The following is a 25,340-nucleotide window of genomic DNA, read 5'->3' as shown; positions in this document are numbered from 1 at the left end:
TCGCCATGCACGCATGGAAATTGCATCTTTGCTAACCTGCAGACGAATCCGACGCGAGGCCCGTGTTCATCGGCTCTCCACGCAAGTTGTCCACAAGCTTATGCCCAAAATCTGTGGATAAATTCGCGTTACCCCGGGTTATCCACAACGCCTCGCCGATGCCGATATCGGGCAGGCCCGAGCGAGCGTGCGCGCATCGCCGGATTGTGCAGGCGTCTATGATGATGTTTCCTACCACTGCGCTTCGCGCGCGCTTCCGAGGAAACCGAAATGGCCTACAAGATCGCAGTTGTGGTCGGCAGTCTGCGCAAGGATTCATTCAACCGGCAACTCGCACACGCGGTGACGTCGCTGGCCCCCGCCGATTTTACGTTCGAGTATCTCGACATCGGGGTGCTGCCGCTCTACAGCCAGGAATACGACGCCGACTATCCCGAGGTGGCGCGCCGCTTCAAGCAGCAGATCGAAGCGGTCGACGCCCTGCTGTTCGTCACGCCTGAATACAACCGCTCGATTCCGGGCGGGCTGAAAAATGCGCTCGACTGGGGTTCGCGGCCGTGGGGCGCGAATTCGTGGCGCGGCAAGCCGGGCGCGGTGCTCGGCACGTCGGTGGGGGCGACCGGCACCGCGCTCTCGCAGCAACATCTGCGCAACGTGCTCGCCTATCTCGAGGTCACGTTGCTCGGTCAGCCCGAGATGTTCATCAAGCACGACGCGAGCCGCATCAACGAGAAAGGCGAGATCGTCAGCGAGGATACGCGCAAGTTCCTGCAGGGCTTCGTCGATACCTACGTAGCCTGGGTCAAGCGCCAGCTCGGCCGCTGACGCCTGATCACGATCCGCGCCGCATTTACGCGGGGGGCTTCAGTGCAACGTGCGGCGCTGCCCCGGCATGTCCTTGTGGTGTTCGGGCGTGTCTTCCTCGTACTCGAGGAATTCGTCCGGAATTTGCGGCGCGGCGCCGGCTGCGGGTCGCGTCGCTTCGGGCGCGCCAGGAACGTCCACGTGATGCGCGCCCATCACCGCTCCGGCGCCGGGTGCGCTTGCCGATGTGAGCACGGTCGCTTCGGCTTCGCTCGTCGGCCGCATCGGTTCGACGGTGCGTTCGATGTTGGGATCGAGCGTCGGGTCAACGGAGCCTTGTTCGCGCGCGGCTTCAGTTTGCGCGGCACGGCGGCGCATGGCATCGGCGAATTCGGAGAGCCCGAGTTCGTCGAGCGCCGAGTGCTCGCGCGCGACCGGACGGTCCGTCGCGGGCCACGCCCACGGCGTGCCGCGTAGCGCGACTTCCGTCGCGTGCTCCTCGCGCAGCGTCTCGTACGCGAGGTTGGCGTGCGCCTCGTCGCTCACGTGCACGCCGATGCGCACCGCTTCGCCCGGCGGCGGCGTCATGCCCGTCTGGGCCTCGGTGGTGCGACGCACATCGCCCGTCGACGAGAAAAAACTTCCCACGAGCCGCTCGATGCCGGCCAGCACGCCCTCTGTGCGCGCCGGCAGGTCGATGTCGCCCGCCGCGAAGCCGCGTTGCAGCAGCGCGTCCTGCGCGTGGCGTGCTTCGTCGTAGGTTTGGAAAACGCCGGTCACGGTCTGTTTCATGGCAGCCTCCTTCGCCAGATGGCGACGCCCGCTTACATCATGCGCCGATTGTGCGTGGCTCGTGCACCGGCTGGCGCATGCTGTGCGCGACGTCTAACCGCCCGATTCTGCGGGTCGTGCTGCCTGTCGCAAGCCTCGTGCCGCAAGGCGTGTCACCCGCGTCCTGTCATGCACGCGGGCTCGGGAGCGTCGCATCGTGCTCGGGCTTCGCACGCGCCTGGCGGTCCTCGCGAATCGCCTCGAGGATTTTCTCCAGCAGCGCGATGTCGAACGGCTTCGACAGCACGCGCACATCGGCATTGCGCGTGCGCTCGAGCTCCTCCGCGTAGCCTGTCACGAGGATCACGGGCAGGTCCGGCTCGAGCCCCTGCAGGGCCTCGGCCAGATCGATGCCATTCATCGTCCCCGGCATGTGGATGTCGGAAAGTACGAGGTCGAAGCGCGGCCTGGGCTCGCCCTCGGCACGCGGCGCTTCGACCCGTTCCAGCGCGCTCGCCGCGTCGCTCGCGCAGGTCACGCGGTGGCCCATCATCTGCAGGAGCGCCTCGGTGCCGGCCGCGACTTCGTCGTTGTCCTCCACGAGCAGCACGTTCAGCCCGTGGTGCACCTGGGCGCTCTCCTCGCGCGGCTCGCTCGGACGCGGCGCGGGCGGCTCGGCGAGCGAGCGCGGCAGATACAGATGCACCGTCGTGCCCGCGCCAATCGCACTGTCGATGGCGGCGAGTCCGCCGGTGCGCTCGCAGAACGCAAACACCTGCGGCAGCCCGAGGCCGGTGCCCGTGCCCTTCGACTTGGTCGTGTAGAGCGGCTCGAACGCGCGCGCGAGCACGTCCGGCGGCATACCCGTGCCGGTGTCTTCGAGGGTGACGTGCACGAAGTCGCCGTCGAGCGGGAAGCCTTCGCCGGGCCGGAAGCTGATGTTGCGCGCGCGCACCGTGAAGCGGCCGCCGTTGGGCATTGCGTCGCGCGCGTTCACGGCGAGATTGATGAGCGCGAGCTCGAATTCGGCCACGTCGACGAGCACGGGCCACACGTCGTCGTCGACTTCGACGACGAGCGACACCTTCGCGCCGAGCGACGCGCGCAGCAGTTCGCGGGCCGCCGGCAGCCAGCGTCCGACGTGGATGGTCTCGTTGCGCAGCGGCTGCTTGCGCGCCACGCCGAGCAGTTGGCGCGTGAGCGACTGGCCGCTCTTGAGCGCGCGCTCGACCGCCGAGAGCTCGCGCTCGAAGCCCGCCGCGCCGCGCCGACGCGCGATCTGCACGTTGGCGGAGACGATCATCAGCAGGTTGTTGAAGTCGTGCGCGACGCTGCCCACGAGGTTGCCGAGCGCTTCCATCTTGCGCGACTGCCGGTAGGCGGATTCGATCGAGCGGCGCATCGAGGCCTCGGCCTGCCAGCGCTCCCACGCCTCCTCTTCGGCGGCGAGGCGCCGCAGCGACAGCCAGATCACGTACCAGAGGGCAATCGACGGCGTGAACATCGAGATGATGAGCACGCTCAGGTGCCGGTACCAGGCCGTCCAGATCGCCGGCGTGCGATACGCGCAGGTCACGTAGACGGGGTACGCGCCCACGCGCCGGAACGCGAGGATCACGTTGCTGCCGAGCAGCGCGGAATGCATGCGCACGACGCCGGACTCGGCGCCGCGCAGGAGCGCGGCACCCAGCGGCGAGTGCGGTGTGATCGCCGGGCCGTCCACGCGCGGCGGCGGATCGAACGCGAGGATCGTGCCGTCGCTGCGCACGAGGCCGAGCGACATCGGCGAGTCGGGGCCGAGCAGGTCGCGATAGAACGAGCTGAAATAGCCGGGGCGCAGGGCGACCGAGACGAGACCCGCGAATCCGCCGGCGTCGTCGAGGCGCGCCACGCCCATGTTGAACACGGTCTCGCCGCTCACCTGGCCCTGCATCACGCGCGAGACGTGGTCGAGCACGCGGCCGTCGCGGATGCCGGTGAAGTCCTCGCGCGCGGCGATCGACATGGGCGGCGGCGGCGAATAGCGGCTGCTCGCGAGCAGGTCGCCGTCAGTCCCGAAAATCGACACCGCGGCCACCTGCGGATAACCGCCGCCGATCGCATCGAGTTTCTCGTGGATCTGCGGTTCGCTGGCGCGGATGCCGTCGTCGTTCAGGCCGCGCACGAGGTCGACTACGCGCGCGTCGAGCGCCTCGTTCATGTCGAACACCTTGAGCGCGTGCTCTTCGGCCACGCGCACGGTGCGCAGCGTGGTGTCGGTGGCGTCGGCTTCGCGCGCGCGCAAGTCGTTGTACGCCATGGCGGCGACGTAGATGCACGGCAGCACGATCGCCGCGGCGAGCAGCGCGAGCAGCGTGCGTCGGCGCACCGTGAAGTCGTGGCCCGGCGCGGCCGGAAACGGCGCGTCGTCGGCAGGGGGCGGCTGGGCTATGCGTTCGTCTGGCCGCTCGGGCCGGTCAGCAATCATCGTACGGAAAAGCAGGGAAAAGGCGGCGGGGCAGTCGACATGATAAACGACCGCGATGACGCCCCGACGGCCGGCGCATCCCCGGCGCGCGGCAAGCATGGTCCCACGAGTACGCCGCCAGGGGTTTTCCTCTCGCTGGATGCCGAATTCGCGAAAATCGGCGAAGCGCAAACGTACCACAAAGGGATAATCGACGTTCTTTATTTAGGGGGTGGATCATTTATTTCTAAAAATCAGCCGAAATGAGTCGATTTTGTTCGTTGATTGATTAACGGCGAGTTGCATTTGTTTCAATTTGATTCGAGAATCGCGGACACGATAAATAACGCATTCGCATGAACGCCATGCCCGCCGTCACGGCGCATGGCCATGCTACGGGGTGGCTGCAGGCATGCAGACAAGGGCCTTCACGACCGGCGCACGGGTTGCCGGTATCCATTGGGCAGCGGCGCGGCCATGCGCCTTGCGTCGGCGCGCCAATGCGCGGGCCCGTTCATGCGTTATGCATTATTCGGCCTGTTCGCAATTTTCTTTGAAGTTTCCCCTAAAGTAATTGCCCGTGCCGCCGTTAATCCGTCGAAACGCACTCCGTCCAACGCACACTCATTCAGCATATCCATGTCCTTGCCCATCGTGATCGCCGATGACTCGCTGTTAGCCCGCAAGGTGCTCACGAAGGCGCTGCCCGAGGACTGGGACGTGGCGATTTCGTACGCATCGAACGGACACGAAGCGCTTGCCCATTACCGCGCCGGTCGCGCGGCTGTGATGTTCCTCGACCTCACGATGCCCGACCTGACGGGCTTCCAGGTCCTCGAAGCGTTGCAGCACGAAGACCTCAATACGTTCGTGATCGTCGTTTCTGCGGACGTCCAGCCTCGTGCCCGCGAGCGCGTGCAGGCACTCGGCGCGGCGGCGTTCGTCGCAAAGCCGGTAACCCAGGAGGCGCTGCTGCCCATCCTGAAGGAGTACGGGTTGTATGCCTGATCGAGTGTTCACGGAACTCCAGCGCGACGCGCTGCAGGAGATCGCCAATCTCGGCATGGGGCAGGCTGCGACGCGACTGTCGGGGCTGCTCAATGCCTTCATCGAGCTGTCGGTGCCGCGCGTGCGCGTGGTTGCCGTCTCCGAGGCGGCGGCGGCGCTGCGCGAGATGACCGGTATCGACGGCCCGGTTGCGGCCGTGCGCCAGGGCTTTCGCTCGGAGATCAAGGGCGAGGCGCTGGTGATTTGCCGCAGTGGCGAGATCGCCGAACTTGGCAGCCTGGTCGGCGGACCTTACGCGACGATCGGCGACGATGCCCTCACCGAGGAAGAGCTGATGTTCGACGTCGCCAACGCGCTCACGGGCGCGTGCGTGTCGTCGATGCTCGACCAGCTCGGACGCATGCCAGTGTTTTCGCAGCCGGGCCTGCTCGGCGAGGCGATCATGCTCGACGAGGTGTTCCAGCCGGGCCTGCTCGCCTGGGACGTCGCGCTGCTCGTCGAAGTCAATTTCGCGCTGGAAGACCAGCGCTTTCGTGCCCACCTCGTCATGCTGATGGCCGAGGAGTCGATCCATGTCGTGAGCCGGGCCATCGACGCGTTGTTACATAGCCTATGAACGAGCCAGCCGGGTTGCCAACACTAGCGGACCTCGTGGTCGAACGGGTGGGTTTCGGCATCTTCGTGGTCGATCGCGACATGAACGTGCTGAGCTGGAACCGCTTCATGCAGGATCACAGCGGCGTGACCGCCGAGGACGTGATCGGCCGCTCCATCTTCGAACGTTTCCCCGACCTGCCGCGCGCGTGGCTCACGCGCAAGGTGGAAAGCGTGTTCCAGCTGGGCAGCTTCGCGTTCAGCTCGTGGGAGCAGCGCCCGTATCTGTTCCAGTTCGACCATGACCGGCCGATCACGGGCGGCGTGGACTACATGCAGCAGGACTGTACCTTCATGCCGCTCATGCGCGGGCGCGACGTGATCGCCGTGTGCGTGACCCTCTCGGATGTCACGCACGTGAGCGTCATGCAGCGCGAGCGCGAGGAGGCCGTGGCCAAGCTGCGCGAATACGCCGACCGCGACGGCCTCACCGGCATCGCGAACCGGCGCTTTTTCGAAACGCGCCTCGCCGACGAATTCCTGCGCTGGCAGCGCTACGGCGGCGAGCTGTCGATGCTGCTGTTCGACCTCGACCACTTCAAGCGCATCAACGACGAGTTCGGCCACGTGGCCGGCGACACGGTACTGCGCTCGATGGCGCAACGCGTGTCGGGCGTGGTGCGCAAGCAGGATGTGTTCGGACGCTTCGGCGGCGAGGAATTCGCGCTGCTCCTGCCGTGCACGCCGCTCGACGACGCGCTCTACGTCGCGGAGAAGATCCGCCGCACGATCGGCGACGAGCCGATCGAGGTGCAGGGCGTGATCGTGCCCGTGACGGCCAGCGTCGGCGCCGCCACGGCGCGCACGGGAGCGCCCGACTACGAAGGCATGATTAACGAGGCGGACGCCGCCCTCTACACGGCGAAGCGCCAGGGGCGCAACCGCTCGGTCGCGCTCGCCTGATCCCCGCCGGGGCGCAGGCAGTCCCCGCCTCGATCCGCCTCATCGCCCCATGCCCGGGGCTGTGCGTCCCTGTCTCCACTGCGGCCCCCCTCGGCGGGCCCCCCTAAAGGTTGATATACTTTTGCCCGTTTCCGGCCTTGCGCGCCTCCTGGCGAGCAATTTTAGGGTCGGGTGCCTCGCGCGTGTCCGCGCGCGCGGGCGACCCGCGGCAATGCGGGCCCGAATAGAGTCGAACGCCCGGTGAGGGCGCCCCCCAGCGGAGATCGTCTTGGCTGTTTCCAATCTCGTCGTGGACGATACACAACAAACCGACGCTGCCGCCGCTTCGTCGGGCAGCTCGTTTTATCTGGCGATGCGGATCCTGCCTCCCGCGCAGCGCGACGCCATGTATCAGGTCTACGCCTTCTGCCGCGCTGTCGACGACATCGCGGACAGCGCCCTGCCGCGCGCCGAGCGCGCGGCAGGGCTCGACCAATGGCGCGCCGACATCGACGCGTGCTATGCCGGCACGCCGCGCGCCTCGCTCGCGGCGCTCACGCGCCACATCCATACGTTCGGGCTCCAGCGCGAAGATTTTCACGCAATGATCGACGGCATGGCCATGGACGCCGCCGAGGACATCTGCGCCCCCGACGAGGACACGCTCGACCTCTACTGCGACCGCGTGGCGAGTGCCGCAGGCCGGCTGTCGGTGAGAATTTTCGGGATGCAGGAGCAGCCGGGCCGCTTGCTGTCGCACCATCTGGGGCGCGCGCTGCAGCTCACCAACATCCTGCGCGACATCGACGAAGACGCGGACATCAACCGCTGCTATCTGCCGCGCGAGCTGCTCGCGCGCGAAGGCATCGCGGCGGGCAATCCGCACACGATCGCCGCCGACCCGTCGCTGCCGCGTGTGTGCGAGACGCTCGTGCAGCGCGCCCGCGCGCACTTCGCGCAGGCCGACGCGATCATGGACGCCGCGCCGCGCGCGCAGGTGAAGGCGCCGCGCATCATGTCGGGCGTCTACCGCGTGCTGCTCGAGCGCACCGTGGATCGCGGCTTCGACCTGCCGCGCACGAAAGTCAGCAAGCCGCGCGCACGGCTCATGTGGATCGTCGCGCGTTACGCGCTGTTCTGATGCCTCGGCTAGTCCACGTCATCGGCGCTGGGCTTGCGGGCCTCGCGACGGCCGTGCGGCTTCAGCGGCGCGGCGTGCAGGTGGCGCTCTACGAGGCCGCCGGCCAGGCAGGTGGACGCTGCCGCTCGTACTACGACCGCACGCTTTCGGCGACGCTCGACACGGGCAATCATCTGGTGCTGGCGGGACATGCGCGCACGCTCGAGTACGTGCGCACGATCGGCGCCGGCGACGCGCTCGCCGGCCCCACCGAGCCGGGCTTCGCGTTCATGGATATCGCCGCGCGCTCGCGCTGGACGGTGCGCTTCTCGCGTTCGCGCATGCCGTTCTGGATCGGCGACTCGCGCTCGCGCGTGCCGGGTACGCGCGCCGCGGACTATCTGGGGCTGCTGCCGCTCCTGTTCGCCAAGCCAGGCCGCACGATGGCGCAGACCATGCGCTGCGAAGGCGTGCTGTGGGACCGGCTGCTGCACCCGTTCTTTCTCACGGCGCTCAATGTCGAGCCGCGCGTGGGCAGCGCGGAGCTGGCGGGGGCGATGCTGCGCGAGTCGCTCACGGCGGGCGGCGAGTCGTTCCGGCCGCTGGCGGCGCGCGGGGGCCTTTCCAGCGCGTTCGTCGATCCGGCCTTGCGCATGCTTCAGCACGGCGGCGCGGCGATTCGCCTCGACTCGCCGCTCCGGGAGATCGTGTACGACGACGCGACGGGCCGCGTCGTCGCACTCGATTTTCCAGACGGGCGTATCACGCTCGCGCCCGACGAGGCGGTGGTGCTGGCCGTGCCCGGCGCGGCCGCCGCGGCGCTCGTGCCGGCGCTGCAGGCGCCGCAGCGTCACAATGCGATCGTCACGGTGCACTACGCGGTGACGGCGCCGGCGGGCCTCGTGACGCCGATGGCGCTCGTCAACGGCACGGCCCACTGGCTGTGCACGGCCGAAGGGCGGCTCTCGGCGACGATCCACGACGCGCACGGCGTGCTCGACCTCGATCCCGAGGAAATCGCGCGCCGCGTGTGGGCCGACGTGGCCGAGGCGGCCTCGCTGCCGCTCGAGCCGCTGCCCGCCTGGCGCGTGTGCGCCGATGCGCGCGCGACCTTCGCCGCGGTGCCCGACGAGGAATGGCGCCGCCCCGCGACGCGCACGCGCTGGAACAATCTGATGCTTGCAGGCGACTGGACGGCTACCGGTCTGCCCGCGACGATCGAAGGAGCGATCCGCTCGGGCCGCAAGGCCGCCGAGCTGCTCCTCACCGAAAATTTGGAACGTAGATGAACGATTTATCCCAGGACATGCTCGGCGTCGCCACGCCGGGCGTGGCGATGCCCACTCCCACGTTTGCCGGCGAGACGGCCGCGGCGGTCGCCGCACCGCTCGCGACGCTCGACTCCGCCGTCGCGCGCGCGACCGACGCGATCCTCGCCGACCAGCGCGCCGATGGCCATTGGGTCTACGAACTCGAAGCGGACGCCACGATCCCGGCCGAATACGTGCTGCTCGTGCATTACCTGGGCGAAACCGCGAACCTCGAGCTCGAACAGAAGATCGCGCGCTACCTGCGCCGCATCCAGCTGCCGGACGGCGGCTGGCCGCTCTTCACCGACGGCGCATTGGACGTGAGCGCGAGCGTGAAGGCTTACTTCGCACTCAAGATGATCGGCGACGCCGACGATGCCGAGCACATGGTGCGTGCGCGCGAGGCGATTCTCGCGGCGGGCGGCGCGGAGCAGGTCAACGTGTTCACGCGTATCCTGCTCGCGCTGTTTGGCGTGGTGACGTGGTACGCAGTCCCGATCATGCCCGTCGAGATCACGTTGCTGCCGCAGTGGTTCCCGTTCCATCTGTCGAAGGTGTCGTACTGGGCGCGCACGGTGATCGTGCCGCTGCTCGTGCTGGGCGCGAAGCGTCCGGTGGCGCGCAACCCGCGTGGCGTGCGCATCGACGAGCTGTTCCGCGGCGCGCCGGTCAGCGTGGGCCTGAACGCCCGCTCCCCGCATCAGAGCAAGGGCTGGTTCGGTTTCTTCCGCGCCGTGGACGGCGTGCTGCGCGTGACCGATCCGCTCTTTCCGGCCTACCTGCGCCAGCGCGCGATCGACGCCGCAGTGGCGTTCGTGGACGAGCGCCTGAACGGCGAGGACGGCCTGGGCGCGATTTTCCCCGCCATGGCCAACGCCGTGATGATGTACGACGTGCTGGGCTATCCCGCCGATCATCCGCATCGCGCGATCGCGCGCCAGTCGCTCGAAAAGCTGGTGACTGTTCACACAGAGGAAGCGTACGTCCAACCCTGTCTCTCGCCCGTGTGGGACACGTCGCTGGCGGCGCACGCCCTGCTGGAGACCGGCGACGCCCGTGCCGAGGATGCCGCGCGCCGCGGCCTCGAGTGGCTGCGCCCGCTGCAGATTCTCGACGTGCGCGGCGACTGGATCTCGCGCCGTGAGGCGGTGCGCCCCGGCGGCTGGGCGTTCCAGTACGCGAACCCGCACTACCCCGACGTCGACGACACGGCCGTGGTCGTGGCCGCGATGGATCGCATGGACAAGCTCGACAACACGAAGGCCTATGACGCCCCGATCGAGCGCGCGCGCGAATGGGTGGTCGGCATGCAGAGCAGCAACGGCGGCTGGGGCGCGTTCGAGCCGGAAAACACGCAGTACTACCTGAACAATATCCCGTTCTCGGACCATGGCGCACTGCTCGATCCGCCGACCGCCGACGTCTCGGGCCGCTGCCTTTCGATGCTCGCGCAGCTCGGCGAACTGCCGGCCGCGAGCGAGCACGCGCGCCGGGCGTACAACTACCTGCTCGAAGAGCAGGAGGCCGATGGCAGCTGGTACGGCCGCTGGGGCATGAATTACATCTACGGCACGTGGACGGCGCTGTGCGCCCTCAACGCGGCCGGCCTCGGTCACGACGACCCGCGCATGACGCGCGCGGTGCAATGGCTCGTGCAAATCCAGAACGACGACGGCGGCTGGGGCGAAGACGGCACGAGCTACAAGCTCGAATACCGCGGCTACGAGCGCGCCACGAGCACCGCTTCGCAAACGGCCTGGGCGCTGCTCGGCCTGATGGCCGCGGGCGCGGTCGATCATCCGGCGGTGGCACGCGGCATCGAGTATCTGCAGACAACGCAGCAGGAACACGGCCTCTGGGACGAAACGCGCTTCACGGCCACGGGCTTTCCGCGTGTGTTCTATCTGCGCTACCACGGCTATCGCAAGTTCTTCCCGCTGTGGGCGCTTGCGCGCTACCGCAACCTCAAGCGCGCGGGCGTGACGCGTGTCACGGTCGGTCTGTGAGCGCGGCGGCTGGTATCAAGGCGCGCGCCCTGCCCGTGATCGCGGTGACGGGCATGGCCTTCGAGGCGAGCATTGCCGCGGGCAAAGGCCAGGACGGCGTGCGCGCCGTCTACGCCGCGCGCGCCGATCTGCTGCAGAGCGCGCTTGCGGCGGCGCTCAAGGACGGCGCGGCGGGCATCGTCAGCTTCGGCACGGCGGGCGGCCTTGCGCCCGATCTCGAACCGGGCACCCTGGTGATCGCGCAAGCGATCGACGGGCCGTTCGGGCGCGTCGCGACCGACGCCGCCTGGAGCGCACGCATGGCCGACGCGCTGATGGCCTCGCCGCTCGCCGCGAAAACCCGGCGCGGCGTGGAGGCAGCCGTTGCCGCGCCGCTCACCGGCGCGGCGGACAAGGCAGCGCTGTTCAGCGCGTGCGGGGCGCTCGCCGTCGACATGGAATCGCATCTGGCTGCCGCCGCGGCGGCCGCGCATGGCGTGCCGTTCGCGGTGTGCCGAGCGATCGTCGATCCGGCGTGGCGCAGTCTGCCGAAAGCGGCCATGGCCGGCTTGCGCGACGACGGCACGACGGCGGTGCTTCCTGTCCTGCGCGAGCTGGCGCGCGACCCGGCGCAACTGGGCGGCCTGCTGCGCGTGGCGGCGGATGCGAAAGCGGCGCGCCAGTCGCTGAGCGCCGCGCGGCAGGTGCTGACGGCCACCGGCGCCTTTTTCCCGAAATGACCCAGGCGGGTTATTGAAATGCCTAGGGTAAACCCCTATCTCTGGTAACATCTCAGTGTTAACCCTAGGTTCGTATCGGCGAGCTGGGGACGAATCACATTTCGGGGAGTTACCAGCCATGAATTTTCATACTCGCAAGTGGGTCAAGCCTGAAGACCTGAATCCGAACGGCACGCTGTTCGGCGGCAGCCTGCTGCGCTGGATCGACGAAGAAGCGGCGATCTACGCGATCTGCCAGCTCGACAACCAGCGTGTGGTGACCAAGTTCATGTCGGAGATCAACTTCGTGAGCTCGGCGCGTCAGGGCGACATCATCGAGCTCGGCATAACGGCCACCGACTTCGGCCGGACGTCGGTCACGCTGCGCGCCGAAGTGCGCAACAAGATCACGCGCAAGAGCATCCTGACGATCGAAAAGATGGTGTTCGTGAACCTGGGCGCGGACGGCATGCCGGCCCCGCACGGCCGCGAACGCATCCGCTACGCCGACGAAGCCTACGAGCGCTATCGCCAGACCGTGCAGACGACGGCGGACGCCACGGCGCTCGCGGCGGCGAACGAAGCGGAGCGCCAGGCCGAGAGCGAGGACGCTTCAGTGCATTGAGCGGTGCGCTCGGCAGGATAAAAAACCCGGCAACCTTTCCAGGTTGCCGGGTTTTTTGCGTTCAGACGCCGCCGGCCCGCAAACGGGGGCGCTATGTTGCTTTCAGGGCGCCGACGCAGGCTTCGCTGGCACCGCCGTCCCACCCGAAGGCGCGAGAGGCGCGGATGCCGTCGCCGGTGCGGAAGCGGCCGCCTCTGCCGCGACACCCGCCGTGCCGGCCGCCGCAGCCGCACCCGGACCCGCGCCCGCCGCGGCCGCACCCGTCGTCGCCGCAGCCCCGGCAGCGCCCGCCGCGCTCCCCTCGCCCGGATCCTCGTAATTCGGCAGACCATTGTTCGAAGCGCCGGGGGCGGCCGCGCCACCCGCGCCGCCGGCACCGCCCGACTCGCCCGGGTCCTCGTAATTGGGGGCCCCATTCTCGTTCGGTGTCTCGTCGCCGCCCGGTTCGCCGTAATTGGGCAGCGGCGCATTGCTGCCGCGCGAGCCGCGAATCAGCGATTCACGCTGCTGGCGGTAGGCGTCGCGCACGAACGAATACGGGTCGAGCGCGGCCTGCTTGAGCAGGTCGGTTGCGCCGAGCAGGTCCGCGCGCGCGCTGATGAACTCCGCGAGATACATCGGGTTGCGCACCGCCGGCTCGAAGTAGTTGATGACGTTGAACTTCACGTCCACGGCCATGCCGATGCCGTCGCGCACCGAACTGGGCCCGAACAGCGGCAGCACGAGATACGGGCCGGCCGGCATGCCATAGTGGCCCATCGTGAGGCCGAAGTCCTGATGATGCTTGGGCAGCCCCGCCGCCGTCGCGAAGTCGATCAAGCCGCCCAGACCGAAGGTCGTGTTCATCGCGATGCGCATCAGATCCTCGACGGCGTCGGTGATCTTCAGCTGCAGCACGTTGTTCGCAAAGTTGTCGACGTCTCCGATGTTCGAGAAGAAGTTCGTGATCGCCTGGCGCAGCGGCTGCGGCGTCACCTTTTGGTAGCCTTTGGCGACCGGCTGCGCGATGTAGGTGTCGAGTTTGTCGTTGAACGTGAAAATTGCGCGATTCGCGGGCTCGAACGGATCGCCCGGCTTGCGGTCGGGGCCCGTGGCGCAACCCGACGTCACGAGGAGCGCCAGGCCCGCCGCCGCCATGGTGAGCGCGGCTTGATTCTTCTTCATTGGTCGATCCCCTGAGTTTCCGATCTCTGGCGCTTTGCGCGCGGCTTGCCCATCAGCACCGGCTGGAACACCACGGCGCCTATCAGCGTACAGAACAAGGACAGTGCGAGCAGCTTGCCCATGCTCGACGTGCCCGGATGATGCGATAGCCACAGACTTCCGAACGCCGTGGCCGTGGTCGCGGCGGAAAAAAGCACCGCGTGTGTGAGGCTCGAATGCAGGAGGCCGGTTTGCCCCGCGCGCCAGGCCATCACGAAGTAGATTTTGAACGCGACGCCGACGCCGAGCATCAGGGGAAGCGCGATGATGTTGGCGAAATTTAGCTGAATTCCGAAGACGACGCACAGTTCGAGCGTGACGAGCGCCGATACCAGCAGAGGAATGATCGTGCGCAGCACGTCGCCGAAATTGCGCAGTGTGATCCAGAGCAGCGCCGTGATGAGCAGCACCGACCACCCCGCTGCCTGGAAGAACGCGAGGATGATCACGTTCGCCGAGTGCAGGATCGAGATCGGCCCGCCGATCGCGTTCGGCTCCGCCGCCTTCACTGCGTGTGCGAAGCGCGCGAGCATCACGTCGTCGTTGGAATCGACGCCCGGCGGCACGCGCGGCGCGATGTCCACGATCGCCTGGCCGGTCGGTGCCACCCAGTCGCGCGCCATCTCGGGCGGCAGGTTCTCACGCGTGATTTTCGAGGGCTGCAACAGGCGCGCGAGCTGCGCGAAGGCGAGCTTGAGCGTGAGGCTGAAGGCGGTTTCCGCGCGGTCGCGCGTGGCCGGGCTCGCGTTCGCGAGCTTCGCGAGCGAGTCGGACAGATGCTGCGCCTCGGCCGCGCCCTGCCCCGGATGGTCGCTTGCGGCGAGCGAGAGCTGGTTGGCCGCGCGCTTGAGCGTCTGCACGCGCACTTCATCGGTCACGGGCGAGGACGGCTGCTGCGTGAGCGCGGGCAGAAGCTGCTGCGCGGCGCTCGAGATCAGCATGAGCTTTTGCTGCTGATCGTCGGGAATCAGCGAACTGAGCGTGGTGGCTCGCGCCACATCCGGCAGCTTCGAGAGCCGCGCGGCGATCTTGTCGGCTTCTTCGAGCGACGGCGCGAGCACGCTCACGTCGTTGATCGAGATGACCGGCGAGTTCTTGAGCGCGAGCAGCGTCGCCATCGACTCGGTATGCGGATCCTTAAGATGCAGCGGATTGAAGTCGAAGCGCAGATGCAGCAGCAAGGGCGTCGCGCCCACCACGATGATGAGCGTGGTGATCAGCACGGGCTTGCGGTGCTCGGCGAGCCACTTGTCGACGGGCGCGAGGAACGCGAAGCCCGGCGAGGCGCGCTCGCCCCTGGGATTGAACACGCGGATCAGCGCCGGCAGCACCGTCATGTTGCAGACGTACGCCACGAACATGCCCACGCCCGCGATCTGCCCGAGCTCCGAGAGGCCCTTGTAGGCGGTCGGCAGGAACGAAAAGAAACTTTCGGCCACGGCGATGGCCGCGAGCGTGAGCGGCACGCCGATGGTGCGCGCCGTCTTGAGGAGCGCGGCGTCGAGCCGCTCGTCCTGAAAGCGCTCCTCGCGATACTTCACGCCGAACTGCACGCCGAAATCGACGCCTAGCCCCACGAACAGCACCATGAACGCGACCGAGAGCATGTTGAACGAGCCGATCATCATGAGGCCGAGCGCGGCCGTGATGACGAGACCGATCACGAGCGTGATGAGCGTTGCGCCGATCAGCTTGCCCGAGCGCAGCGCGAGCCACAGGATGACGAGCACGACGACGAGCGTGATCACGCCGTTGAGCGCGGCGCCGTCCTGCACCGAGGCGAACTCGTCGTCGGCGAGCGGCTGTTCGCCCGTGAGGCGCACGCGCGCGCCGAATTCGCTGTCGAGATGAAGCGAGGCGGCGGTCGTGCGGATCGCCTCCGACGCGTTCGCGCCCGCCTTGAGCGCGGCGAAGTTGAGTACCGGCTGCACGGTGATGAACGCGAACGCGGGCTTCGTGGCCGAGTCCTTGTCGACGAGCGCGCGCCACGAGAACGCCGCGGGCTTGCCGGCGAGCACCTCGTCGACGACGGTGGCGGCGCTGCCAAGCAGATTCGCCATTTGCGGCAACTTGATCTGGCCGATCGTGAGCGGCAGTTGCAGCGTGGTCGTGAGCGTGCCGGCCAGACCCGCGAGACTCGGGTCCTTCGCGAGCTGGTTCACGAGCGGGCGCGCCTGCACGAGCTGGCCCGTGGTCGAAAGCACGGTGGCCGTGGACGGAAAGAGCAGGCCGTTGTGCTGGAAGAACGGGCCGCCCGCGGGCTGTGAGACGGCGCTGAATTCGCGCGAGTCGGCCTTGAGCGCTTGCGCGAGCTTGTCGGCGGCGGCGTCGGCAAGCTCGGGCGCGTCGGCTTCGACCACCACGAGCAGCGAGCTCGCGCGCTGCGGGAACGCCTTGTCCTTGGCTTCGCTCAACGCGGCCCATTGGGCCGTGTTCTCCACGAGACCGCTGACGTCGGTATTGATCTTGAAATGCTTCGCAACGTACACGCCGGAGAGCACGGCAAGCACGATCGCGAGTGTGATCACCCACGCCGCGCGGCGCACCGACCAGGCGACGAGGCTAATGATGAATGGCTTCAGCATACAGGCGAGGGGGCCCTGTCAATTAGGTTCTTTGACGCGAAACGCACAAGTATACCGGCCCCGCCCGTCCCGGCGCGGGTCATGCACACCTGGGCTCAGGCGGCGCCCCGGCAGCGCATCTGCCAAAGCCGTTATACTGGCTCAGCCGGCGGCGCGACCGTTACGTGATTGCACTTGCACGTAACCGCACGCACTGAGTCGCACTGTACCGGCGCCTGAATTTCACTGTTCCAGAAGAGCGTATGAAACGTTACCTGACCGCATTTTTCGTCGCCGCCTGTTTCACGGGCGTTTCGGGCGCCGCGTTCGCGCAGACCACGCCGGACACCATCGTCAAGGCCGCCGTGGAGGGCACCGTGAAGGCGATGCAGGCCGACCCGCAGGCACGCGGCGGCGACATGAACAAGATCACCCAGGTGGTCGAGACCCATTTCGTTCCCGCCACCGACTTCAAACGCACCACGCGGATCGCCGTTGGCAAACCTTGGGCGACGGCTACGCCCGAACAGCAGCAGAAGCTGTATGAGCAATTTCAACTCCTGCTCGTGAAGACGTACGCCTCGTCGCTCTCGCAACTTCGCGATACCCAGGTGACCTTCAAGTTCGCCCCCTCGAACACCGGTGGGGGCGCGAAAGACACCGTGGTGCAGTCGCATGTGATCAGCAACGGCGGCGACGACGCCATCGACTACCGTCTCGCGCAAACGCCCAACGGCTGGAAGATTTACGACATCAACATGATGGGTGCGTGGCTGATCCAGGTCTACCAGACGCAATTTGCCGACCAGATCGCCAAGGGCGGCATCGACGGCCTCATCAAGTTCCTCGTCGACCACAACGCGCGCAGCTGATCGTCGATCGGTGGTTGCACACGCACTGTGACTTTGCGGGCGCTCCGGGTAAGCCGGAGCGCCCGTTTCACTTTCTGCGGTACTCCACCGCGAACTTGATCAACTCCGCCTGGCCTTCGATCTCCAGCTTGCGCTTGAGGTTGAGCCGGTGCGTTTCCACCGTGCGCACCGAAAGCCCCTCGCGCTGCGCGATCTGCTTGCTCGAAAGACCTTGCGCGAGCGCGTCGAGAATATCCCGCTCGCGCGGCGTGAGACGCTCGACGGGCGTGCTGCGCGCCGACGCCTGGATCATGCGTGCACTCAAGCCCGCGCTGAAATACGTGCGCCCGGCCAGTACCGCCTCGATCGCGCGGATGATCTCGGTGGCCGGCGAATCCTTGAGCACGTAGCCGCTCGCGCCCGCGCGCACCGCCTCGGTCACGTATTCGACGTTGTCGTGCATCGACAGCATCAACACGCGGATGGCCGGAAAGCGCTCGTGGAAAATGCCCGCGAGCGCGATGCCGTTCACGCCGGCCATACCCACGTCCATCAGCACGAGATCGGGTTCGAGCGACGCGGCGAGCGCGATGGCCTCGTCGGCGTTGCCCGCTTCGCCTGCCACCTCGAAACCCGGCACGGCTTCGAGCCGTGCGCGCAGGCCGTCGCGCACGAGCGGATGGTCGTCCACGAGGACGAGGCGCGCGGGCCTGGCACCGGGGCTGGTCAAGTCGTTCACGTTTGCATTCGTCATCGTCATGTCGGCGTTCCTGATACAGCGGCGGCTCGGGATGCTGCATTGGACGCCGTATTGGACGCAATAGGCGCCCACGCGGTGACGAGCGTATGGCCAGGCTGCGAGGTGATGTCGAGGCGGCCGCCCAGCGCCTCCAGGCGCTCGCGCATGTTGCGTAGGCCCAGACCCGCGCGCGGGTCGGCCAGCGCGTGCGCCACGTCGAAGCCGCGGCCGTTGTCGGCAACGCCGAGTGTCACGCCGCTCCCGGCGACCTCCAGCGTGAGCGCGGCGCGCGCCGCTTGCGCGTGCCGCACGATGTTGGTGAGCGCTTCCTGCGCAATGCGAAAGAGCACGGTATTGACCGCGTCCGGCAGCGCGGGCACCGGCGCCTTGCGGCTCGCAGGCTTCGGCGGGGCTTGCGTGAAGGCGATCTCGATGCCCGTTTGCTCGGCCATCTCGCGCGTGAGTTGCTCCAGCGCGGCGGCGAGGCCCAGGTCGTCGAGCATCGAGGGGCGCAGGGCGTGCGAGATGCTGCGCACTTCGCGCAGCGTGTCGGAAAGACGTGAGAGGCCGGTGGCGAGCGACGCTTCGGCGGCAGGCACGCGCGTTTCGCCGCGCTCGAAGCGCGCCAGCGCCGACTCCAGCAATAGCTTCACCGAAACGAGCATCTGGCTGATGCCGTCGTGCAGTTCGCGCGAGAGCCGCGCCCGCTCCTGCTCCTGCGACTCGACTACCTGCTGCGCGAGGCGTTTGAGTTTGGCGTCAGTGCTGCGGTGCTCGCTCACGTTGAGCACGAGCGCACCGAGCGCGATCACGAGCACGCCCGCGAGTGCAATCACGCCGAGCCATTGAATGGTGTGCTCGATATTCGCGGACGCGCGCTCGTCGATGTGCGCGAGCGTCGAATCGACGTCGTCGAGATAGATACCGGTGCCGATCATCCAGCCCCAGCGCGGCAGCGGCACGACATAGCCGAGCTTGGGCGCGAGCTTGCCCGTGGACGGCCGGTGCCACATATAGCGCACGTAGCCGCCGCCGCGCTGGGCTGCGGCAATCAGTTGCTGGATCGTGAGCGCGCCCTGCGGGTCACGCAGGTTCCAGAGATCCTGGCCGACGAGCGCGGGTTCGCGCGGATGCATGAGCGAGCGTCCGTGCATGTCGTAGACGAAGAAATAGCCGTCGGGGCCGAAGTCCATCTTCTGCAGCACGGCTAGCGCGGCCAGCTGGCGGTCGGCTTCGCTCTCGGGGGCGGGCAACGCGGCGCTGGCGTTTTCCTCGGGCGCGTAGAGCGGCGCGATGGCGCTCGTGGCCAGCTCCACGTAGTGACGCAGCTCGATCTCCTTGCTCGACAGATAGGCGCTCTGCATGGTCGCGTGCTGCGTTTGCGCGAGCTGCGTGGCCTGCTGGCGCACGCCGATCCCGATGCCTGCAATGGCTGCGAGGAATGGCACGACCGCGAGCAGGAAGATTTTCGTCTTCAGGCGGCGATCGGCGAAGAAAAATGGGGCGGGCATGACGGCGTTCGGAAGCTGAGTCTGCAAGCATAACCGGGCGCGCGCGGCGCAGGCGCCAATTTACGCGCCGCGCGAGAGGGTGTCCTTGCGCGACGCGTTGCGCGCCGGGTACGACTATCGTTGCGCACGCAACTAACTGTTGCCTTCCCTACGTAGTTCTACGTAGCGCGCTTACGTAGTTGTCCGGTTGTGGCTGACGGTCTGAAAGCGAATACTACCGCCCACGACATGGCGCAATGCGTCATGCATGCGCCGCCCTCGCCACGATGCTGTGGACGGCGCGCGAGGGTCCGGTTCCGATGCCGGACACAAAGCTAAAAACACAATGGAGACACCGCATGAGTCGGACATCCAGTTTTGTCGTCTGGACGCTGGTCGCGCTGCTTGGCGCGTTCGCGTTTGGCACCATCGCGCTCGCGCACGGCGAGCGAATCAGCGCACTGTGGATCGTGATCTGCGCCGTGTGCGTCTATCTGATCGCGTATCGCTTCTATAGCCGCTTCATCGCGAGCACGGTCCTGCAGCTGGACGGCCTGCGCATGACGCCGGCCGTGCGCCACAACGACGGGCTCGACTTCGTGCCCACCAACAAATACGTGCTGTTCGGCCATCACTTCGCGGCGATCGCGGGTGCGGGTCCGCTCGTGGGCCCGGTGCTGGCCGCGCAGATGGGCTACATGCCCGGCATGCTGTGGATTCTCGCCGGCGTGGTGTTCGCGGGCGCCGTGCAGGACTTCGTGGTGCTGTTCCTCTCCACGCGCCGCGACGGCCGCTCGCTGGGCGACCTCGTGAAGATGGAACTCGGCCCGGTGCCCGGCGTGATCGCGCTGTTCGGCACCTTCCTCATCATGATCATCATTCTCGCGGTGCTCGCGCTGATCGTGGTGAAGGCGCTCACGAATTCGCCGTGGGGCACGTTCACGGTGGCCGCGACGATTCCCATCGCGATCTTCATGGGCCTGTACGTGCGCTACATCCGCCCGGGCAAGATCGGGGAAATCTCGATCATCGGTTTCGTCCTTCTGATGGCTTCCATCGCCTTCGGCCAGCACGTGCACGATTCGCCCACGCTGGCAGCCTGGTTCACGTTCACGGGCACGCAGCTCACCTGGATCCTGATCGGCTATGGCTTCGTCGCTTCGGTGCTGCCGGTGTGGCTGCTGCTCGCGCCGCGCGACTACCTCTCGACGTTCCTCAAGATCGGCACGATTCTCGCGCTCGCGATCGGCATTCTGATCGTCGCGCCGGAACTGAAGATGCCGGCTTTCACGAAGTTCATCGACGGCACGGGCCCGGTCTGGTCCGGCAACCTGTTCCCGTTCCTCTTCATCACGATCGCATGCGGTTCGGTATCGGGTTTCCATGCACTGATCTCGTCGGGCACGACGCCCAAGCTGCTCGATAACGAAACCAACGCGCGCTTCATCGGTTACGGCGCGATGCTGATGGAATCGTTCGTCGCGATCATGGCGCTCGTAGCCGCCTCGGTGATCGAGCCGGGTGTGTACTTCGCGATGAACGCACCGCTCGCCGTGCTTGGCACGACGCCGGACGCCGTCGCGCAAACCGTGGGTCACTGGGGCTTCGTGCTCACGCCGGAGATGCTCACGCACACCGCGCAGGCCGTGGGCGAAACGACCATCGTCGCGCGCGCCGGCGGCGCCCCGACGCTGGCCGTGGGCATGGCGCAGATCCTGCACCAGGTGGTGGGCGGCGAGGCGATGATGGCCTTCTGGTATCACTTCGCCATCCTCTTCGAGGCGCTCTTCATCCTGACCGCCGTCGACGCGGGCACGCGCGCGGGCCGCTTCATGCTGCAAGACCTGCTCGGCACGTTCCACCCGTCGCTCAAGCGCACGGAGTCGCTGCCGGCCAACCTGATTGCCACGGCCTTGTGCGTGGCCGCGTGGGGCTACTTCCTCTACCAGGGCGTGGTCGATCCGCTTGGCGGCATCAATACGCTGTGGCCGCTCTTCGGCATCTCGAACCAGATGCTCGCCGGCATCGCGCTCATGCTCGCCACCGTCGTGCTCTTCAAGATGAAGCGCGAGAAGTTCGCGTGGGTCACGGCACTGCCTACGGTGTGGCTCCTCATCTGCACGCTCACGGCGGGCTGGCAAAAGATTTTCGACAGCAACCCGAAGGTGAGTTTCGTCGCGCACGCACAGAAGCTGTCGGCGGCGATCGCGGATGGCAAGATCGTCGCGCCCGCCAAGTCGCTCGAGCAGATGCAGCGCATGGTCTTCAACGACTACGTCGATGCCGCGCTCTCGGGCCTGTTTATCTTCGTTGTGGTGAGCATCGTTGTGTATGGCCTGATCGCGATTGCGCGTGCGCGCCGCATCGACCGTCCGACCGTGCAGGAAACGCCGTATCAGGCGATGCCGGCTGGCGGCGCGGCGGCCGTGACGAATCGCGTGCATTGAATCGACGTTACTGAACGGAGCACATCATGTTCTCGGGACTTCGCGACAACGTACAGACGGCCGGGCGCTATCTCGGCCAGGCCATGCGCTTGATGGTCGGTTTGCCGGACTACGAGGGCTACGTCGCGCATGCGCGCGAGACGCATCCCGACCGCCCGGTCATGACCTACGAGGAGTTTTTCCGCGAGCGGCAAAACGCCCGCTATGGGTCGGGCGCAGGGAAGTGCTGCTGACTGCCGACTGAGCGGATACGTTCAGCATGAGGCGCGACGGCGAAGGCCGTCGCGCCTTTTTTACGCCTGTAATCTTCGCGGCTCGGCGTTCGCTCAAAAAGCACTCAATTCTTGCAGTGCGGCTGCCGTTAACTTTGACGAAGTTCCACACCAGTTCGACGCATGACGCCGCGCGCGGCGGCGCGCACGGATTCGAATCGTCGGGAATCAGACTGCGCGTTTGCCGCGTGGGCAACGCCGCATCTTCAACCGTTGCACCGTAAGGTGTACGAATCAGAAAATCTTTCATGAACTTGCATCGAATCGGCGCAGCCTGGCTTGCCGCCGCTCTCACCGCGACGGTTACGCCCGTTTGCGAAGCGCAATACTCCACCGACTGGATTGCGAACACCTATGGCACCAACGCGACGCACGTGGGCAACGTGGCCCGCTCGATGTGGGTCGCGCCCGAAGGCGTCATCTACACGTCGTCGATGTGGGATGAGAACGAAGGCGGCGTGGCGATCTACCAGAACGGCCAGAACCTGGGTTCGATCGGCGGGCACGGCGACTTCCAGGGCGGCGCAATCACGGGCAACGCGACTTCGCTGTTCGTCGCGATGCAGTACAACGCCACGTATGGCAGCGGCAACGTGGGGCGCTACAACCGCACGAGCGGCGCGCGCGACCTGCTGATCGCCGCGAGCGCCGATACGACCGAAAAGCTCGCCGATGTCATCACCGGACTCGCGACCTCCGGCTCGCTGCTCTACGTGAGCGATTTCCCCGGCAACCGCGTGCGCGTGTACACCACGGACGGCGTCTGGCAACGCGATATCGGCGTGGCGGGCCCGGGCGCGCTGACGCTCGACGCGGGCGGCAACCTCTGGGTCGCCCAGAAGAGCGCGGGCGCCGTGCTCGAATTCAGCGCCGGTGGCCAGCTCCTGAACACGATCCAGCTGGCGTCCACGGCGCGGCCGTCGTCGCTGTATTTCGATTCGCAGACCTCACAGTTGATGATCGGCGACTCGGGTCCAGACATGAACATCAAGACCTTCAGCGTAGCGGGCACGCCTTCGCAAACCGGCACGTTCGGCGTGCTGGGCGGCTATCTCGACACGACCACGGGCATCAAGGGGCAGGTGGGCGACAAGCGCTTTACGCGTGTGGTCGGCATCGGCAAGGATTCCGCGGGCACGCTGTACGTGCTGAACAATCCGTGGGGCGGCTCGTGGGACCTCGGCCGCAACGGCGGCACCGATCTGCAGGCTTACGACGGCACCGGCACGCTGCGCTGGAAGCTTCAGTCGCTCAACTTCGAAGGCAACGCGGCGCCGGATCCGGGCACCGATGGCACGCTGTTCTACGGCGGGATGAACCTCTATTCGGGCACGGCTGGGGGCACCTTCGTGGCCAACACCATCGACCCGATCACGTATCCGTCCGACCCGCGCATCAATCTCGCCGACACCGCGCGCGGCGAGCATTTCGCGCAGGTGGCGAGCGTGGGCGGCCAGCGCATTCTCGTGGCGGCCGGCCAGAATCCCGATACGTTCTACTTCTTCCACTTCAATGCGGCGAGCGGCTATATCGCGATTCCGGATTACACGTTGCCGGGAACGGCGTTCAATACGACAGCCCCGGTGCGCAACGGCTTTTGTCTCGACAGCAAGGGCGATCTGTGGGTCGGCCTCGACAAGACCAACGTCATTTCCCACTACCCGCTGTCCGGCTTCGACTCGACCGGCAAGCCGCTCTGGGGCGCCGCGACCACCACGCCGATTCCCGCCACGATCTCGCGGCTCACCCGCATCGTCTATCTGCCCGAAAGCGACACGATGATACTCACGGGTGAGGACGCGAGCATCACCGACTGGACGGCGGTCGGCACGCGCGTCGAGGTGTATCACGGCTGGCTCGCGGGCAATACGAGCGCACCGAATCCGGCGATCACGCTCACGAGTGCGAATCCCAAATCGATTGCGGCCGCCGGAAACTATCTGTTCGTGGGCTACGTGCACACCGTGCCGAACATCGATGCGTTCAACCTCACCACGGGCGCGATCGACACGACGCTCATCAACAGCAACTCGAACGCGGTGTACGTGGGCAATGACGTGGATTCGATGTACGGGCTGCGCGCGTATCGGCGCTCGACGGGCGAGTATGTCGTGACGAAGGACAACTACAACGCTGCGAGCGCGGTGGTGTACCGGTGGACGCCTGCGGCGGCGAGCACGACCACAGCGAATGCAACGGTGTCGCCATTCAGCGCGAAGTGACGAAAAAGACAAAGGGCGCAACGGCTAAAACCGTTGCGCCCTTTTCGCGTTTCATTCGCCTGTGGCGAAAACCGCTTTAGCTCGCCGCGACCGTGGCCGGCTTCTTCGTCTTGGCCGAGTTCTTGATCTCTTCGAGCTTGATCTCGACGTGACGCGAGAACACGTACTCAGCCGGACGCGCGCCTTCGAGCGGGATGTCCTTCGCGAACGCGCCCGTCGTGCGGGGGCCCGAGAGGGCGATGCGCGCGGCCTTGAGCGGATGCGCGACGGTGTCCATCACGGCGGTGGCTTCGAAGCCGCAGTGGACCATGCAGTCCGCGCACTTCTCGTACTTGCCCGTGCCGTACTTGTCCCAGTCGGTCGTTTCCATCAGCTCCTTGAAGGTCTTCACGTAACCTTCGCCGACCAGATAGCACGGCTTTTGCCAGCCGAACACCGTGCGCGCCGGGTTGCCCCACGGCGTGCACTGGTAGCTCTGGTTGCCGGCCAGGAAGTCGAGGAACAGGCTCGACTGGCTGAACGACCACTTCTTGCCGTTGTTGCCGCGCTTGAAGATCTCGCGGAACAGGTTCTTGGTCTTGTCGCGGTTCAGGAAGTGCTGCTGGTCCGGGGCGCGCTCATACGCATAGCCCGGCGACACCGTGATGCCGTCCACGCCGATCTCGCCGACCGTGTCGAAGAACTTCGCCACGCGCTCGGGCACGGCGTCGTTGAACAGTGTGCAGTTGATGTTCACGCGGAAGCCGCGGCGCTTGGCTTCCTTGATCGCCGCGACGGCCTTGTCGTACACGCCTTCCTGCGAGACCGAGTGGTCGTGCGCTTCGCGGTCGCCGTCGAGGTGCACTGACCAGACGAAGTACGGGTTCGGCTGGTAGTCGTCCATCTTCTTTTCCATGAGCAGCGCGTTCGTGCAGAGATACACGAACTTCTTGCGCGCCATGATGCCCTTGACGATCTGCGGCATTTCCTTGTGCAGGAGCGGCTCGCCGCCTGCGATGGAAACGACCGGCGCGCCGCACTCATCGACGGCTTCGAGACATTCTTCCAGCGACAGGCGCTGGTTCAGGATCGGATCCGGATAGTCGATCTTGCCGCAGCCATTGCAGGCGAGATTGCAGCGGAACAGCGGCTCGAGCATGAGCGCGAGCGGATAGCGTTTGTTGCCGCTGAAATGCTGGCGGAAGATATACGAACCAACGCGGACTTTTTGTAGCAGCGGAATAGACAA

21 protein-coding genes are annotated in these 25,340 nt (G+C 66.6%); 14 read left to right on the top strand and 7 right to left on the bottom strand.

The features are described from left to right. Positions 1–270 precede the first annotated feature (270 nt). The gene (locus M3A49_RS05420; protein ID WP_266227747.1) at positions 271–825 is read left to right on the top strand and encodes an NADPH-dependent FMN reductase; all 555 of its coding nucleotides are present in this window, start codon (positions 271–273) and stop codon (positions 823–825) included. Positions 826–864: 39 nt separating this feature from the next. Here M3A49_RS05420 and M3A49_RS05415 read toward each other — a convergent pair whose 3' ends face one another. Beyond that, positions 865–1,596 carry a hypothetical protein gene (locus M3A49_RS05415; RefSeq protein WP_266227746.1) on the bottom strand — a complete coding sequence of 244 codons (732 nt, stop codon included), beginning with the start codon at positions 1,594–1,596 and terminating at the stop codon, positions 865–867. A 166-nt stretch (positions 1,597–1,762) separates the two neighbouring features. Beyond that, a complete protein-coding gene (locus M3A49_RS05410) occupies positions 1,763–4,042 on the bottom strand; it encodes a hybrid sensor histidine kinase/response regulator (RefSeq protein ID WP_266227745.1) in 2,280 nt (759 codons plus the stop codon). A 39-nt stretch (positions 4,043–4,081) separates the two neighbouring features. Here M3A49_RS05410 and M3A49_RS05405 point away from each other — a divergent pair, with 39 nt between their 5' ends. The 9 genes from M3A49_RS05405 to M3A49_RS05365 all read left to right on the top strand — a co-directional run bounded on the left by M3A49_RS05405 (position 4,082) and on the right by M3A49_RS05365 (position 12,324). After that, positions 4,082–4,288 (top strand): hypothetical protein, encoded by a 207-nt coding sequence (locus M3A49_RS05405; protein ID WP_266227744.1) that lies wholly within the window; start codon positions 4,082–4,084, stop codon positions 4,286–4,288. 372 nt (positions 4,289–4,660) lie between these two features. Beyond that, positions 4,661–5,029 carry a response regulator gene (locus tag M3A49_RS05400; RefSeq protein ID WP_028202798.1) on the top strand — a complete coding sequence of 123 codons (369 nt, stop codon included), beginning with the start codon at positions 4,661–4,663 and terminating at the stop codon, positions 5,027–5,029. Beyond that, on the top strand, positions 5,022–5,645 hold the full coding sequence (locus M3A49_RS05395) for a chemotaxis protein CheC (protein ID WP_110383369.1): 624 nt from the start codon (positions 5,022–5,024) through the stop codon (positions 5,643–5,645). Before M3A49_RS05400 ends, M3A49_RS05395 begins: the two co-directional genes overlap by 8 nt. Then, a complete protein-coding gene (locus M3A49_RS05390) occupies positions 5,642–6,586 on the top strand; it encodes a diguanylate cyclase (protein WP_254353561.1) in 945 nt (314 codons plus the stop codon). Before M3A49_RS05395 ends, M3A49_RS05390 begins: the two co-directional genes overlap by 4 nt. Before the next feature lie 268 nt (positions 6,587–6,854). Next, positions 6,855–7,706: a presqualene diphosphate synthase HpnD gene (gene hpnD / locus M3A49_RS05385; RefSeq protein WP_266227743.1), complete on the top strand. Its 852-nt coding sequence runs from the start codon at positions 6,855–6,857 to the stop codon at positions 7,704–7,706. Continuing rightward, complete coding sequence (gene hpnE, locus M3A49_RS05380; protein WP_266227742.1) at positions 7,706–8,974, top strand: hydroxysqualene dehydroxylase HpnE; 1,269 nt, start codon at positions 7,706–7,708, stop codon at positions 8,972–8,974. The genes hpnD and hpnE overlap by 1 nt, the downstream gene beginning before the upstream one ends. A gap of 47 nt (positions 8,975–9,021) precedes the next feature. After that, entirely contained in the window at positions 9,022–11,001 is a 1,980-nt protein-coding gene (gene shc, locus M3A49_RS05375) for a squalene--hopene cyclase (protein ID WP_266227842.1), read from the top strand. Between the two features lie 53 nt (positions 11,002–11,054). Further along, positions 11,055–11,720 carry a phosphorylase gene (locus M3A49_RS05370; RefSeq protein ID WP_266227841.1) on the top strand — a complete coding sequence of 222 codons (666 nt, stop codon included), beginning with the start codon at positions 11,055–11,057 and terminating at the stop codon, positions 11,718–11,720. Between the two features lie 118 nt (positions 11,721–11,838). Further along, a complete protein-coding gene (locus M3A49_RS05365) occupies positions 11,839–12,324 on the top strand; it encodes an acyl-CoA thioesterase (protein ID WP_266227741.1) in 486 nt (161 codons plus the stop codon). Between the two features lie 102 nt (positions 12,325–12,426). Here the strand turns inward: M3A49_RS05365 and M3A49_RS05360 are convergent, their stop codons facing one another. Together M3A49_RS05360 and M3A49_RS05355 are read right to left on the bottom strand one after the other, a co-directional pair. Further along, the gene (locus M3A49_RS05360; protein WP_266227740.1) at positions 12,427–13,488 is read right to left on the bottom strand and encodes a VacJ family lipoprotein; all 1,062 of its coding nucleotides are present in this window, start codon (positions 13,486–13,488) and stop codon (positions 12,427–12,429) included. Beyond that, positions 13,485–16,112, bottom strand: a complete 2,628-nt coding sequence (locus M3A49_RS05355) for an MMPL family transporter (RefSeq protein ID WP_266227739.1) — start codon at positions 16,110–16,112, stop codon at positions 13,485–13,487. The genes M3A49_RS05360 and M3A49_RS05355 overlap by 4 nt, the downstream gene beginning before the upstream one ends. A 242-nt stretch (positions 16,113–16,354) precedes the next feature. On the opposite strand from M3A49_RS05355, the gene M3A49_RS05350 reads away from it, so the two are divergent. Next, a complete protein-coding gene (locus M3A49_RS05350; RefSeq protein ID WP_254353567.1) occupies positions 16,355–16,963 on the top strand; it encodes an MlaC/ttg2D family ABC transporter substrate-binding protein in 609 nt (202 codons plus the stop codon). A 67-nt stretch (positions 16,964–17,030) separates the two neighbouring features. Here the strand turns inward: M3A49_RS05350 and M3A49_RS05345 are convergent, their stop codons facing one another. Together M3A49_RS05345 and M3A49_RS05340 are read right to left on the bottom strand one after the other, a co-directional pair. Further along, positions 17,031–17,696, bottom strand: a complete 666-nt coding sequence (locus tag M3A49_RS05345) for a response regulator (protein WP_254353698.1) — start codon at positions 17,694–17,696, stop codon at positions 17,031–17,033. Positions 17,697–17,698: 2 nt separating this feature from the next. Continuing rightward, positions 17,699–19,192, bottom strand: coding sequence for a cache domain-containing protein (locus tag M3A49_RS05340; protein ID WP_266227738.1), 1,494 nt, complete (start codon positions 19,190–19,192; stop codon positions 17,699–17,701). Positions 19,193–19,530: 338 nt separating this feature from the next. On the opposite strand from M3A49_RS05340, the gene M3A49_RS05335 reads away from it, so the two are divergent. From M3A49_RS05335 to M3A49_RS05325, 3 genes are all read left to right on the top strand, one after another. Then, positions 19,531–21,618: a carbon starvation CstA family protein gene (locus tag M3A49_RS05335; protein ID WP_266227737.1), complete on the top strand. Its 2,088-nt coding sequence runs from the start codon at positions 19,531–19,533 to the stop codon at positions 21,616–21,618. Between the two features lie 26 nt (positions 21,619–21,644). After that, a complete protein-coding gene (locus tag M3A49_RS05330) occupies positions 21,645–21,851 on the top strand; it encodes a YbdD/YjiX family protein (protein WP_028202784.1) in 207 nt (68 codons plus the stop codon). Between the two features lie 287 nt (positions 21,852–22,138). Beyond that, positions 22,139–24,112: an SMP-30/gluconolactonase/LRE family protein gene (locus tag M3A49_RS05325; protein ID WP_266227736.1), complete on the top strand. Its 1,974-nt coding sequence runs from the start codon at positions 22,139–22,141 to the stop codon at positions 24,110–24,112. Between the two features lie 76 nt (positions 24,113–24,188). Here the strand turns inward: M3A49_RS05325 and hpnH are convergent, their stop codons facing one another. Next, entirely contained in the window at positions 24,189–25,340 is a 1,152-nt protein-coding gene (gene hpnH / locus M3A49_RS05320; RefSeq protein ID WP_266227735.1) for an adenosyl-hopene transferase HpnH, read from the bottom strand.

Source organism: Paraburkholderia sp. CNPSo 3076 (assembly GCF_026343935.1).
Lineage (GTDB): Bacteria > Pseudomonadota > Gammaproteobacteria > Burkholderiales > Burkholderiaceae > Paraburkholderia > Paraburkholderia nodosa.
The sequence above is the reverse complement of the archived record's forward strand: the minus strand, read 5'-3'. Positions and strand labels throughout refer to the sequence as shown.